The organism is Pseudomonas sp. GW821-FHT03E01 (assembly GCF_059420765.1).
Map to the genome: position 1 here is coordinate 24283 of NZ_JBWKUI010000013.1, position 12018 is coordinate 36300.

Sequence of the window (12018 nt, forward strand, 5' to 3'; positions counted from 1 at the left end):
ATTCAATCCCTAAGAACCAATATGAGCGCTTGTGGCGCAGAAGTACTGTTACTGAAAAGCGTAAGACCTATTAAAAGTAGCAATTTCCGAACCAGAGTCCCGAACAAGCGTTTTAAAAGGTGACACAGGAAATGGCAAAGCGCGATTTGTGCACGAAAACGGGCGCTGCCAGATTCTTGCGTCTGGATGGTGCACAGGGAAGCTGATACCCATTAAATCTTGATGCTATTTGTGTAGCAGCTGTCGAGCCTGCGAGGCTGCGTTCGGCTGGGCAGCAGTCGCAAAATCAGAACTTGCGGTGCGTCAGGCGGACCGCATCAGCTGGATGCACGACGGCTGCGCCGCCGAACGCAGGCTTCGCCAGCTGCTACAAAGGCAGGGCCACAAGAGTCGGGTCAAGCCAGTAAATCCCGCAACGTCGCCAGGCTGTCAGCTTCTTCCACCGACTTGTCCTGCCGCCAACGCAATATCCGGGGAAACCGCACTGCAATCCCGCTCGGGTGCCGTTTCGACGGGGCAATGCTCTCGAATCCCAGCTCAAACACCAGGCTTGGTTTCACACGGATCACAGATCCGGACTTTTCCACCGTGGTCTTGCGCACGAGGCTGTCGATCTGGCGGATTTCTTCGTTGGTCAACCCGGAGTAGGCCTTGGCGAAAGGCACCAGTGTCCGCTCGCAGGCACAGGGTGGGCCGTCCCAAACGGCGAAAGTGTAATCAGTGTAGAGACTGGCCTGGCGGCCATGACCCTGCTGCGCATGGATCAGCACCGCATCGACACTGAACGGGTCGACTTTCCATTTCCACCACACACCCGTTTCTTTGTTCCGCCCGACGCCATACTGCGCATCGCGGGCCTTGAGCATCATGCCTTCGACCTTCAGTTTGCGAGAGGCTTCCCGTTGGCGGGCGAGGTCGAACCAGTCTTCGCCGATCAACATGGGCGAGGCAAGTAACACCGGGTTTGCGCAGGTGGTGATGAGGTGTTCCAACTGAGTGCGGCGCATGGCCTGAGTCTGGTTGCGCAAATCCTGGCCCTGCCATTCGAGCAGGTCAAAGGCCTGAATGACCACGGGCACCTCATCGAGGATTTTCTTGTCCAGCGTGTGACGGCTGCTGCGTTTTTGCAGCAGGGCGAAAGGCTGCACCGCCAGCGACGCAGGCGATTGCCGCTCGCAAGCGTTCCCAGAGCCCGAGGGCGCGGTTTTCCAGGCGACGATTTCACCGTCGATCACCGTGCCGTCGGGCAAGTCGTGAATCAGGCTGCCCAGTTCGGGGAACCGTTCGGTCACCAGTTCTTCGCCTCGCGACCAGACCCACAAGCGCCCATCGCGCTTGACCACTTGGGCGCGGATGCCGTCCCATTTCCACTCCACTTGCCATTGGCTGGCCGGGCCGAGCAGCGCTTCGAACTGCTCAACCGGTTGCGACAACGCATGGGCAAGGAAGAACGGGTAGGGTTGGCCACCCCGTTGGTCGTGTTCATCGGGTGCTTCGGGGGCAATCAGCTTCAGGTAACTGGCGGCATTCGGGCGGTGCGACGGGTCGGTGTAACCCACCAGTCGCTGGGCCACGCGTTTGCCGTCGAGCCCGGCCATTGCTGCCACGGCGCGGGTGACCAGCGATTTGGAGACACCGACACGGAAACTGCCGGTGATCAGTTTGATGCACAGCATCAGGCCCTGGCGATCCAGTTGCGCCCACAGCGCGGGCAGGCGTTCAGCGAGGACCCGCGGGGGCGCGCTGCGCAGTGGCAACAGTTTGTCCTCAATCCACACCGTCAGTCTGTCGGTAGACGTGTGAGGCGTTTCGGGCAGCACCAGCGAAATGGTTTCCGCCAGATCACCCACCGCCTGGTAGCTTTCCTCGAACAACCAGGGCGAGAGCCCGGAACACGCGATTGCCATGTCGCGCAGCACCCGTACCGGCACCCATTGCCGAAGCCGCCCGCCGGCCAGCAAATACACCGCCCAGGCGGCATCTTCGGGCGTGGCCTGGGCGAAGTAATGCTGCATCGCCGCCAGTTTGGCGTCGCTTGAGGTGGTGGCATCGAGTTCGGCATACAGCTCGGCGAAGGCTTTCATGCCTGCACCTCGGCGCTCTCGGGTTCGAAGGCTGCATTGTTCTCATCGTCGCCGTATTCGGTGCGCAACCCCATGGCATCGAGGCCCTGTTCGCGCAGATGCCGTACCAGCACTCCGATCGATCCATGGGTGACCTTCACCCGTTCGGCCCCGGACTGTTCGATGGTCCAGAGCAGGCCGGGCCAATCGGCGTGATCGGACAACACGAAACCACGATCCACGCCATGCCGCCGCTGCGTGCCGCGCAAACGCATCCAGCCGCTGGCGAGGCCATCGCTGTAGTCGCCGAAGCGCCGTACCCAATTGCCGGTACCCGTTGCAGGCGGCGCGAGGACCAGAGCTTTGCGCATCATCGGGTCCTGCTTTTTTACTTCGCTGGCATAAATCGTTGGCGGTAAATGAATGCCGCTCTGACGATAAAACTGATTGATCGGCTCAACCGCACCATGCACCAGGATGGGGCCCAGGCCGGCATCGAGGCCATGAAGAATCCGCTGAGCCTTGCCGAAAGCATGACAGAGCAGCACGCTGGTTTTATCGACTGCGGCGTTGGACTGCCACCACTGATTGATCTCGGCAAGGATCTGCGCCTGGGGTTGCCAACGGTAAATTGGCAGGCCGTACGTCGATTCTGTGATGAAGGTGTGACAGCGCACCGGTTCGAACGGTGCACAGGTGCCGTCGGGCTCTGTTTTGTAATCACCGGAGGCGACCCAAACCTCACCGCCGCATTCCAGCCGCACCTGGGCTGAGCCGAGCATGTGGCCTGCGGGGTGAAAACTCAGTTTTACGCCATGGTGCAGCAATGGCTCGCCATAGGGCAGCGTTTGCAGGTTGATGTCCTGGCCCAGCTGCGCGCGCAGAATGCCCGCACCCGGTGCCGCCGCCAGATAGTGTTGGTTGCCACGGCGAGCATGGTCGCTATGAGCGTGGGTGATGATTGAGCGCTCGACGGGGCGCCACGGGTCGATATAGAAATCCCCGGGCGGGCAGTACAAACCTTCAGGACGTGCGATAACAAGGTCCATATTGTTACCAGAATGGAGAGGCCTATTAGCTAGGAGGTTTGCCCGAAACGAGAAGTTCTATTTATTTTCACAGAGATTAATAACAAAAGATCGCAGCCTGCGGCAGCGCTTACAGATGGGTGCGAATCCCCTGTAGGCGCCGCCGCAGGCTGCGATCTTTTGATGTTACTTGCCAGGCGTCAGCGTCAACCGCGTCTTGCCATACACCTTGTCAAAGTTCTGCGGCTGCATCGGCAGGCTCATGTATTGACCCTTGAGCCATGGATCGACGCTGTCGAGATAGTGCGGGCTGGCCGGGTTGCCGGATTGGCCGGTAGCGTTCTGGCCCATCAGCGGTTCGGCCTGGCCGAAGTCGACAATAAAGCGCATGGCCGGGGCCTGCGTGGTGTTGAAGTCCTGACCCCAGGCGAACGAGGCGGTGTTGAGCGTAGTGTGATCGCCGCCGGCCGCCAGCGGACCGCGCACGGTCTGGCCGCTGGCGTTTTTCCACTCGTAGCGGTGCAGTTTGCCCCACTGCCAGGCTTTGTGATCGCCGCCCAACTGGCTGTCACCCGCGCTGATCGCAGCCGCCAGGCTACGGGCCAGGATCGCCGGTTTGTCTTCTTTCTGCGCGGTGCGCACGTCATCCCAGAACGGACTGTCCTCACGCCCAAGCAGATGATCGGCCTGGGCCGCGTAGGATAATTTGCCGTTGGCGATAAAGGCTTTCCACGCCGGGCTGCTTTCCGGGCCCAGTTCGTCGAGGAAAATCTGTTTGGTGCTTTCCTGCAGGAACAGCTCGTAAATCGCCGCGTCGGCGGAGGTCGGGCTGAGTTTGCCGTCGAAGGCCATCAAGCGGGTATACGCCTCGCGAGCCTTGCCGCGATCGGCCACCGGCAACGCTTCGATGGCCTGCTTGAGTGGCTGGGCCATGCCCGGCGCTTCAAACATCTTCTTCAGCTTGGCGGCGAAGGTGGTGGTCTGGTCGTATTGCATGGCGATCAGGCTGCGGGTGTCGTGTTTGCCCACGCCCGCCAGTTCGGCCATGCGTTCGCCACGCTCCGGCGCCGCCCAGGAATTGGACAGCTGCATGCCGTAGCCATGGGGAATGACCCGCTGGTTGGCGGTGCCGAGCCAGCCCTGCGCCGGGTCCTGGTCATACGGATGGAGCATCGGGTCGGCGTAACCGTCCCAGTCGTAGCGACCTTCCCAGCCCGGCGACGGCAGCAAGCCTTCGCCTTCGCGACGGTTCGGGTAGCGACCGGTGACTTGCCAGCCGATATTGCTGGCATCGGCAAACACCAGATTCAGGGCGATGGCGCGGATTTCACGGCTAGCGTCCGACGCTCTCTCGGTACTCTGCGCCCGGGACAGGTCGAAAAAGGCGTCCAGGGTTTTGTCATCGGTGAAGTCCGGCGCCTGCAGGGCCAGGCCGAAACCATTCGCCAGCGCCGTGCCCTGGGCGCTGTTGAGCAGTGGCCCATGGCGGGTTTCGTACACCGCTTCGCGAATCGGCCGCTGGCCTTTGACGAAATAGGTTTCGTTGCGCACGATCGCCGGCTGCCATTTGCCGCCCACTTCGTAGGAAAGGCCATTGCCCTGGCGTTTGATTTTTTCCAGGAACACGTCCTGGTTGTCGCCCATGACCGAGGTCATGCTCCACGCCACTTTGCCGTTGAAACCAGCGAGCACCATCGGTAACCCGGCAATGGTTACGCCGGAGGCCTGGTATTTCGGCGCGCGAATCTGCACGTAACTGAACAGCGACGGGACGCCCAACGGTCCATGGCTGTCGCTGGCCAGCAGGCTCTTACCGCTGCGGCTGCGTTGCGGGGCGATCGCCCAGTTGTTCGAGGAGGTAGCGCTCAGCAGATTCAGATCCGACAGTTGACCAGTGGCTTTGCTGATTTCGCTCAGCCCCGGGATTTGCCCGGTGAGTTTGATGCCCTGAAGTTTATCCGCTTCAGCCACCGGCAGTTTTTCGTCGGGAGCGGACGGGGTCAGCCACGCCAGTTTGTCGGTGCTGACAGTCTGGGCCAGCATCAGCGAGGAAATTTCTTCCGGCAGGTTCGCCGACTGGCTGAAGTTCAGCAGGCAGAACATCAGCGCCGAATCTTCCGGTTTCCAGTACTCAGGCTTGTAGCCGGTGGCCGCGAGGTCCGCCGGCAGCTTGTCGCGGTAGCGGAACAGGTAGGCGTTGACCCCGCGGGCATAGACTTCGAAGAAACGCTTGAGGCGTGGCGACGAGGCCTTATACAGCTCATCCGCGCTTTTCTTCAGGTTGACCGCACGCATGTAGCGGTCGGCATCGAGCAGGTCCGCGCCGGACATTTCCGCCAGACGGCCCTGGGCCAACAGGCGCAGAGTGACCATTTGGCTGATGCGGTCGCTGGCGTGCACGTAGCCGAGGGTGAACAGCGCATCGTGGAAGCTGTTGCTCTCGATCAGCGGCATGCCCATGGCATTGCGGCGAACCGAAACGTTTTGCGCCAGGCCCTTCAGCGCTTGCACGCCGGAGGTGGGCGGGAGGGTGTCCTGGGCGTTCCATGTCTGACAACCGGTCAGGCTCAAAACACCGGCCACTGCTGCGGCAACGCCGAACCGGGGAAGAAAATGTGTAAGGGCTGGCGAGGCCATGGCAAAGCTCCTGCGGGGGTAGTGACGCGACAAAGGCGCTACGTTAGTGAGCAGGAGGTGGACGCGCAAGCGGCGGCTGGGTTATTTCTTTTCGGTGATCGCCGGCATCAGGTCGTCCTGTTTGCGTTTGATGGCTTGCCGGTAGCAAGAGGCGATGCTGAAGTGCGGCAAATTCAATGGCCTCGCATGGGAAAAGTCGGCATGGAACTTAAGACAAACGCGGCGCTGATCATCATCGATCAACAAAAAGGCATCCTGCATCCCAAGTTGGGCCGTCGAAACAACCCTCAGGCCGAAGAGCGCATCCTGGAGTTATTGGGGCATTGGCGTCGCACCGGGCGGCCGGTGATTCATGTGCAGCACCTGTCCCGCTCTGTGGATTCGGTGTTCTGGCCGCAGCAATCGGGGGTGGAGTTTCAGGAGCGCTTCCAGCCATCGATCGGTGAGTGGCTGATACAGAAACAAGTGCCGGATGCGTTTTGCTCGACCGGGCTGGAAGCGAGTTTGCGCGAGGCGGGGATCGATCAGTTGATCATCGTTGGCGTGGCGACGCACAACTCGGTGGAATCCACGGCGCGAACGGCTGGGAATCTGGGGTTTGAGGCGTGGGTTGTGGAGGATGCGTGCTTTACCTTCGACAAGGCGGACTTTTTCGGCAATGCCCATTCAGCTGAAGAAGTGCATGCGATGTCGCTGGGGAATCTGCATGGGGAATATGCGACGGTCGTTAGCGCCGCGAGCATTCTCATGAACGACTGAAACCTTGAACTGACCCCAAAATTAGGATTGGTGTCCAACTTTTGGGGTGCAGATCAACTTGTAGGAGCGAGGCTTGCCCGCGAAGAACGATGACGCGGTTTTTCTGATTGATCGTGGCGCCCTTTTCGCGGGCAAGCCTCGCTCCTACAGGGATTGGCGATTCAACAGGCGAAGAAGTTATTCGCCCGAATCCTCAAGCCCCGTGGCACTTCTTGAATTTCTTGCCGTTGCCGCAGGGGCAAGGGTCGTTGCGACCGACGTCTTTCAGGGCGTTGCGCACCGGTTCCTGGTGGGCGTGGCCGCAGTTTGGGCCGTGGACATGGCCATGGTCGTGATCATGGTGGTCGTGATGGTCATGATCGTGGTTGCAGTCAGGGCCATGGACGTGGGGTTGCTGGGTCATCGGGGTCACTCCGGAATTAAATCGGCGGCGATTATCACGCCATTGCGCGCCAGGTGCACGTAGTGCGCGATGAATAAACCGGTTTCAAGTGTGCCTTCCAGACGATAGGGAATCGGTTGCTCGGGTTTTTTCAGCAGTTTCACCACATCCCGAACCCTGGGCCACAGGTTGGTTCGGATCGGCACCTTGAAGTAGGCACTGTGCTTGGGGCCGACGGTGAACCAATGTTCGTGCTCGCCTTCGGTCAGCAGGACGTCCCCCAGATGAATGCGATATTCCAGGGCGCGCACCGTCAGGTCTTCGTCATTGGGGTTGTCGACGCGAAAATGCAGCAGGAATTTCTGCTCCAGCAACTTGGCCCGGACCACCTCGACCTTGACCAGATGCACTTGCGGGTCTGGCAAGTCGTTGCTGAACCATGAGGCGCAGCCGCCGACTCCTGAAAACAGAAGCAGCAAAGTGAACAGATAGAGCGCGAATCGTCCGGTGATCATGGTCGTGTTTCTCCCTTTGTAGCAGCTGCCTCGCTGTAGCAGCTGCTACGGCCGAACGCAGCTTTCGGCAGCTGCTACAGGGGGCACCTCAAGCGCCGAAATAACTCGCGCAGCACTTCTTGAACTTCTGCCCGCTGGCGCACGGGCACGCATCGTTGCGCCCGGCCTTGAGCGGCACCGTAGGGTCGATGAAGTACCAGCGGCCGGCGTTCTGCACGAATGACGAACGTTCGCGGTGGCTGTGTTCGCCGCTGCCGTCGTGCCAGCGAGCGGTGAAGGTGACGAAGGCGTGCTCCGGCTGGCCGCCGAAGACCTCGGCGCCTTCCACTTCCAGGCCCAGCCAGGTGCTCTGGGCGCTCCAGTCGCTGATCGACTGGCGATCCAGGCCGGCCTGTTGCGCGGGCAGGGTGGTGGCCACCAGATAGTCGACCAGCCCCAGCACATAGGCGCTGTAGCGCGAACGCATCAGGACTTCGGCGCTGGGGGCCGGATGGCCGGCATGGTAATGACCGCAGCAGGCATCGAGCAGCGTGCCGCTGCCGCAAGGGCAAATGGATGTACTCATTGCGTTACCACCAGTATTTCCCGAAGTTTTCCGGATTGGCCCAGAAGCGTGAGTTGAGCCAGTCGGGTACCTGTTTGTAGTCAAGCAGATCGTAGGTAAACAACGTCAACACTTGATCGTCGCGCTGGAAGCGTTCGCTGGCTTGCAGGGCCAGGGAGAAAAAATCCGTCTCCTGCCAACCGCTGGCGGGCAAGTCGGCCAACACCGCAATGCGACTGGCATTGAGGTTGCGTATCCCGCCGAGCAGATTCAGGCCGTCGCGCTTGGGTAAGTGTTCGAGGCAATCGACCACCAGCGCCAGATCAAACCGCTGCGCCGCCAGTTCGGCCGGCAATGCTCCGGGTGCGGCAAAAGCCACGATGCTATCCGGGTGCGCGAGTTTGAATGCCTCGAGCGCGGGGAACTCACTGGCGCCAATCAGCAACAGACGCGTCGGGGCGTAACGATCAAGCAATGCGGCCAACGCCTGCTGGGGCGTGCGCGAAGAAATACTTGCAGTCATCGAAGATCCTCAATCAGAACGCCAAGATTAACGTGTCTTGTCGAGCGTGTTTAAGCAAAAAGCGCCGATCTTCCGTGAACATAAGGCAAAACAGCAATGGCCTATTGCTGGCGGAGATTAAAAGTCCGGTCTTTACTCCTTGAAATCGGTTATTAGCCGATCCCTCAGGAGAAAACTAGATGAGCATAGTTCGGACAGCATTACCTTTGGTTCTGCTAACCAGTGTGTTAACTGGTTGCGCAGGTTTGCAGAAAACCGACTGGCCGACCTGTGCGGCGGTCGGTGGTGTCGTCGGTGCAGGGCTCGGTGCGACAGAGAGCTCTTCATGGGCGGGGTATGGCGCACTGCTGGTCGGCGGCACGGCAGCGGCTTATTGCTGGGTGCATGGCGATGGCGACGAAGACGGCGATGGTGTGCCGGACAGCCGCGACAAGTGCCCTCACACACCGAGAGGCGTGCGAGTCGATGCCGACGGCTGTCCTCCACCCGCGCCTGCGCCGGTGGTCGAAGAGAAGGCGGTGGTCAAGGAAGAAGTCATCGTTATCCGTGATGTTCACTTCCAGTTCGACTCGTCCAAGCTCACTCCTTCCGATAAAGAGGTACTCAACACCGTTGCTACGCGCCTGAAACAGGAGCCCGCCAGCGCCCGGTTGACCGTGACCGGTCATACCGACAGCGTCGGCAGCGATAAATACAACCAGAAACTGTCGGACAAACGCGCCCATTCGGTGGTGGAGTACCTGATTTCCCAAGGCGTGCCACGCAGCAGTTTCGTGTCTGTGACCGGTGCCGGTGAAAGCCAGCCGGTGGCCGATAACAAAACCGCTGAAGGCCGTGCGCTGAACCGGCGTACGGAAATCAAAATCGACCGCTAACCCCCTTGTATTCCGCGGCTTGTGCAGTCGCGGATGCGGGTCTTTACTCCTGTGTGACCGGTATGGGCCGGTGACACAGGAGCATTCACAATGAGCGTTCTCACAAGGACCGTCTTGCCGGTTCTACTGCTTGGTAGTCTTCTGACCGGCTGCGCGACTCACAGCGATGGCACCGCCCCCTTGAATCAACGTACCTGGCCGATCTGCAGTGTCATTGGCGGACTGGTTGGCGGCGGTCTGGGCGCGATCGAAAGTGGCGGTTGGGCGGCAGGTGGAGCGGCGCTCGGTATCTTGACCGGTGGCTTGGTCTGTTACGCCCAGGATGGCGACGAGGACGGTGATGGTGTTTTCGATCGACGCGATCGTTGCCCCGATACGCCTGCCAATACACCTGTCGATCATCACGGTTGCCCGCTACCGCAATATCCGGCCAGCGTAAAACCTGCTGAACCGCCGGTATCCGAAGTCATCACGCTGAGTAGTAATGTGTTGTTCGCGTACAACAAATCCGACCTGACGCCCGAGGCACGCAGCGAGCTGGATTCGTTGATGCCCAAATTGCAGAGTGCCGATGTGGTAAGCGTCAAGGTCGTCGGCCATACCGACAGTCAGGGTTCGGACGCCTATAACCAGAAGTTGTCGGAACGTCGTGCCAGCAGCGTGGCGGCCTACCTGTTGAGCCGGGGGCTGGCGCCGAACAAACTCACCAGCGAAGGACGGGGTGAAACCCAGCCGGTGGCTGACAATGATACGGAAGAAGGGCGGGCAAAAAACCGTCGTGTGGAGTTGCACATCAATCGCTAGGCTCCGTGATCAAGAGGCCCGTGATAGAGCCGTCGGATGGCCGTCAAGGTTGACCCGGCGGCCATTCGATGCCTTTCGGAAGAATTTTCCGTTGCCCTCTGGCTTATCCCGCGTGTAAGCCGTTATGGTGCGTGCAAATAATAATTCTCGACGGGGGAGCGTATGAAGGTGTTTTGGGGGCTGGGGAAGTTGTTGACCCTGCTGTTCTGGTTGGTGGTGCTGGTCAATCTGCTCATACCGTTTGTTCGTCCACTGCACCTGTTGGTCGATCTGGCTGGCAGCCTGTTGGCGCTGGCTCATCTTCTGGAGCTGGTGTTCTGCAATCGTAGCCTCAAAGGTCGAGCCCACCCCTGGCGTGATCGCCTGAAGATTGTCTTTTTCGGCGTTTTCCACCTGCAAACCATTCCGGCCCCGGCCACTGCGAAGGCTTCCCATGCGTAAACTCTGTCTGCTCGCCGCACTTATCAGCCCATTGGCCTGCGCTCAGGTGGTGAGTGTTGAAACCAACTCGCTGATGCGCTTGCCCAACACCGCCAGCTCCCTGCAACTGGAACGACTGGAAGTCGCCGATTACGGCACCTTGCTGATTCCCTCGAACGTGACCGAAGTGACGGTCGGCGAGCTGCACCTGGGACGCGAAGCGCGGATCGCCATTGTGCCGAGCGAACAGGCTCTGGCGTTGAAGGTCAGCCGGGCCGAGTTGGCCGAAGGCAGCCAGATCACCGCGCGGGGCGCCCCCGGGACTTATCTCAAGGCTGCCCGCTCCGGGCGCAATCTGAATCTGCAGATCAAAGCGCTGAAGGCGCCGCAATTGTCGGTAGACGCTCGCGGTGGCGCGGGCGCCCCGGGTTTTGTCGGTCTTGACGGGGCCAACGGCCAAGCACCGGGTTGCACCTGGGGCCAGGCCGGTCGCGGCTTCGATGGCAGTGACGGCAGCGACGGCCAACCCGGTGCGCCGGGGGCGCTGGTTCGACTGGAAGTGCCGCGTGACTATCCGGCGGAGCAGATCAAGGTCGAGGTGGCGGGCGGAGTCGGTGGCGCGGCCGGACCGGGTGGCAAACCGGGGGCGGGCGGCAAGGCCAAGGGCTGCATTGTCTATAAAGCCGATGGCGGCAAGAGCGGTCGCCCCGGTGCCGATGGCCAGCCTGGGCCTGCCGGGGCGGCAGGCTCGGTGAGCATTCAGCGGTTGTAAGAACGACCGAGAACCCCTGTGGCGAGGGAGCTTGCTCCCGCTGGGTCGCGAAGCGGCCCCAAAGCCGGCGACCCTGTTTTTTCAGAACGTGCGCAGTGATCGATTACGACTGCTACGCAGCCGAGCGGGAGCAAGCTCCCTCGCCACAGAGACTATGCATTGCTCAGAACATCGGCCGAGCCGCAGCAATCGCCACCAGCACCAACCCGACCATCAGGTTAATCCCCACCAACCGGCGAATCTTGCCCAGCGTCGCCGCGCCCGTCGGCCAATCCTCAGCCGCTACCGCCGTGCGCAGTTCCGGCAGCAGCAACGCCTGAATCCGGATAAACAACGCGGTCATCACCACATACAATCCCATCATCGCCTGCACATACCGCGGTGCCGCTTCAAACCCGGTGAACTGCAAATGAATCATGCCCACACCGCTGATCGGCAAAAGCACCACCGCGACCCAGACCCAGCGGAAAAAACCTTGAAACACTTCCACCCACAGCTTCAACCGGGCAGGGCCTTCCAGCGCCTTCATCGCAGCGGGGCGAAGGACCATCCAGGCGAAAAACATGCCGCCGACCCAGACCAGGGCGGCCAGGACATGCAGGGTATAAACGATGCCAAAAGGTGTCATTGGGGTACTCCGTTCTGCGCGGGATTAATTAGCGGGGTATGATAGCGGCCGATCCGAACCACTGAAAA

The 12018-nt window shown here is 60.6% G+C and carries 13 protein-coding genes; 5 read left to right on the forward strand and 8 right to left on the reverse strand.

The features are described 5' to 3' along the window. Positions 1-395: 395 nt before the first annotated feature. The 3 genes from AC07VO_RS21380 to AC07VO_RS21390 all read right to left on the reverse strand — a co-directional run bounded on the left by AC07VO_RS21380 (position 396) and on the right by AC07VO_RS21390 (position 5728). Complete coding sequence (locus AC07VO_RS21380) at positions 396-2084, reverse strand: ATP-dependent DNA ligase (RefSeq protein ID WP_086944784.1); 1689 nt, start codon at positions 2082-2084, stop codon at positions 396-398. Continuing rightward, positions 2081-3112: a ligase-associated DNA damage response exonuclease gene (locus tag AC07VO_RS21385; protein WP_086944785.1), complete on the reverse strand. Its 1032-nt coding sequence runs from the start codon at positions 3110-3112 to the stop codon at positions 2081-2083. Before AC07VO_RS21385 ends, AC07VO_RS21380 begins: the two co-directional genes overlap by 4 nt. Positions 3113-3277: 165 nt before the next feature. Continuing rightward, the gene (locus AC07VO_RS21390; protein WP_064619958.1) at positions 3278-5728 is read right to left on the reverse strand and encodes a penicillin acylase family protein; all 2451 of its coding nucleotides are present in this window, start codon (positions 5726-5728) and stop codon (positions 3278-3280) included. Between the two features lie 201 nt (positions 5729-5929). Between AC07VO_RS21390 and AC07VO_RS21395 the strand changes: the two genes are divergently transcribed. Continuing rightward, entirely contained in the window at positions 5930-6487 is a 558-nt protein-coding gene (locus AC07VO_RS21395; RefSeq protein ID WP_018926925.1) for a cysteine hydrolase family protein, read from the forward strand. Positions 6488-6680: 193 nt separating this feature from the next. On the opposite strand, the gene AC07VO_RS21400 is transcribed toward AC07VO_RS21395, so the two are convergent. The 4 genes from AC07VO_RS21400 to AC07VO_RS21415 all read right to left on the reverse strand — a co-directional run bounded on the left by AC07VO_RS21400 (position 6681) and on the right by AC07VO_RS21415 (position 8451). Beyond that, complete coding sequence (locus AC07VO_RS21400) at positions 6681-6890, reverse strand: SEC-C metal-binding domain-containing protein (protein WP_007906737.1); 210 nt, start codon at positions 6888-6890, stop codon at positions 6681-6683. Between the two features lie 5 nt (positions 6891-6895). After that, entirely contained in the window at positions 6896-7384 is a 489-nt protein-coding gene (locus AC07VO_RS21405) for an LEA/WHy family protein (RefSeq protein WP_064619955.1), read from the reverse strand. 88 nt (positions 7385-7472) lie between these two features. Beyond that, positions 7473-7949, reverse strand: a complete 477-nt coding sequence (locus AC07VO_RS21410; RefSeq protein ID WP_018926923.1) for a YchJ family protein — start codon at positions 7947-7949, stop codon at positions 7473-7475. Between the two features lie 4 nt (positions 7950-7953). Further along, positions 7954-8451, reverse strand: a complete 498-nt coding sequence (locus tag AC07VO_RS21415; RefSeq protein ID WP_018926922.1) for a DUF6231 family protein — start codon at positions 8449-8451, stop codon at positions 7954-7956. A gap of 179 nt (positions 8452-8630) precedes the next feature. On the opposite strand from AC07VO_RS21415, the gene AC07VO_RS21420 reads away from it, so the two are divergent. From AC07VO_RS21420 to AC07VO_RS21435, 4 genes are all read left to right on the forward strand, one after another. Further along, positions 8631-9326 (forward strand): PA1041 family peptidoglycan-binding anchor lipoprotein, encoded by a 696-nt coding sequence (locus AC07VO_RS21420; RefSeq protein ID WP_026286483.1) that lies wholly within the window; start codon positions 8631-8633, stop codon positions 9324-9326. Between the two features lie 90 nt (positions 9327-9416). Next, complete coding sequence (locus tag AC07VO_RS21425; RefSeq protein WP_028939242.1) at positions 9417-10130, forward strand: PA1041 family peptidoglycan-binding anchor lipoprotein; 714 nt, start codon at positions 9417-9419, stop codon at positions 10128-10130. Between the two features lie 162 nt (positions 10131-10292). Further along, entirely contained in the window at positions 10293-10571 is a 279-nt protein-coding gene (locus AC07VO_RS21430; protein ID WP_018926919.1) for a DUF1145 domain-containing protein, read from the forward strand. After that, positions 10564-11322 carry a collagen-like triple helix repeat-containing protein gene (locus AC07VO_RS21435; protein WP_064619944.1) on the forward strand — a complete coding sequence of 253 codons (759 nt, stop codon included), beginning with the start codon at positions 10564-10566 and terminating at the stop codon, positions 11320-11322. The genes AC07VO_RS21430 and AC07VO_RS21435 overlap by 8 nt, the downstream gene beginning before the upstream one ends. Positions 11323-11485: 163 nt before the next feature. Here AC07VO_RS21435 and AC07VO_RS21440 read toward each other — a convergent pair whose 3' ends face one another. Further along, the gene (locus AC07VO_RS21440) at positions 11486-11950 is read right to left on the reverse strand and encodes a CopD family protein (RefSeq protein ID WP_064619942.1); all 465 of its coding nucleotides are present in this window, start codon (positions 11948-11950) and stop codon (positions 11486-11488) included. Between the last annotated feature and the right edge of the window lie 68 nt (positions 11951-12018).

What these genes read in the sequence shown, in the direction of transcription:
- AC07VO_RS21380 (WP_086944784.1), bottom strand. Translation starts at nt 2,084, where the DNA reads ATGAAAGCCTTCGCCGAGCTGTATGCCGAACTCGATGCCACCACCTCA.
- AC07VO_RS21385 (WP_086944785.1), bottom strand. Translation starts at nt 3,112, where the DNA reads ATGGACCTTGTTATCGCACGTCCTGAAGGTTTGTACTGCCCGCCCGGG.
- AC07VO_RS21390 (WP_064619958.1), bottom strand. Translation starts at nt 5,728, where the DNA reads ATGGCCTCGCCAGCCCTTACACATTTTCTTCCCCGGTTCGGCGTTGCC.
- AC07VO_RS21395 (WP_018926925.1), top strand. Translation starts at nt 5,930, where the DNA reads ATGGAACTTAAGACAAACGCGGCGCTGATCATCATCGATCAACAAAAA.
- AC07VO_RS21400 (WP_007906737.1), bottom strand. Translation starts at nt 6,890, where the DNA reads ATGACCCAGCAACCCCACGTCCATGGCCCTGACTGCAACCACGATCAT.
- AC07VO_RS21405 (WP_064619955.1), bottom strand. Translation starts at nt 7,384, where the DNA reads ATGATCACCGGACGATTCGCGCTCTATCTGTTCACTTTGCTGCTTCTG.
- AC07VO_RS21410 (WP_018926923.1), bottom strand. Translation starts at nt 7,949, where the DNA reads ATGAGTACATCCATTTGCCCTTGCGGCAGCGGCACGCTGCTCGATGCC.
- AC07VO_RS21415 (WP_018926922.1), bottom strand. Translation starts at nt 8,451, where the DNA reads ATGACTGCAAGTATTTCTTCGCGCACGCCCCAGCAGGCGTTGGCCGCA.
- AC07VO_RS21420 (WP_026286483.1), top strand. Translation starts at nt 8,631, where the DNA reads ATGAGCATAGTTCGGACAGCATTACCTTTGGTTCTGCTAACCAGTGTG.
- AC07VO_RS21425 (WP_028939242.1), top strand. Translation starts at nt 9,417, where the DNA reads ATGAGCGTTCTCACAAGGACCGTCTTGCCGGTTCTACTGCTTGGTAGT.
- AC07VO_RS21430 (WP_018926919.1), top strand. Translation starts at nt 10,293, where the DNA reads ATGAAGGTGTTTTGGGGGCTGGGGAAGTTGTTGACCCTGCTGTTCTGG.
- AC07VO_RS21435 (WP_064619944.1), top strand. Translation starts at nt 10,564, where the DNA reads ATGCGTAAACTCTGTCTGCTCGCCGCACTTATCAGCCCATTGGCCTGC.
- AC07VO_RS21440 (WP_064619942.1), bottom strand. Translation starts at nt 11,950, where the DNA reads ATGACACCTTTTGGCATCGTTTATACCCTGCATGTCCTGGCCGCCCTG.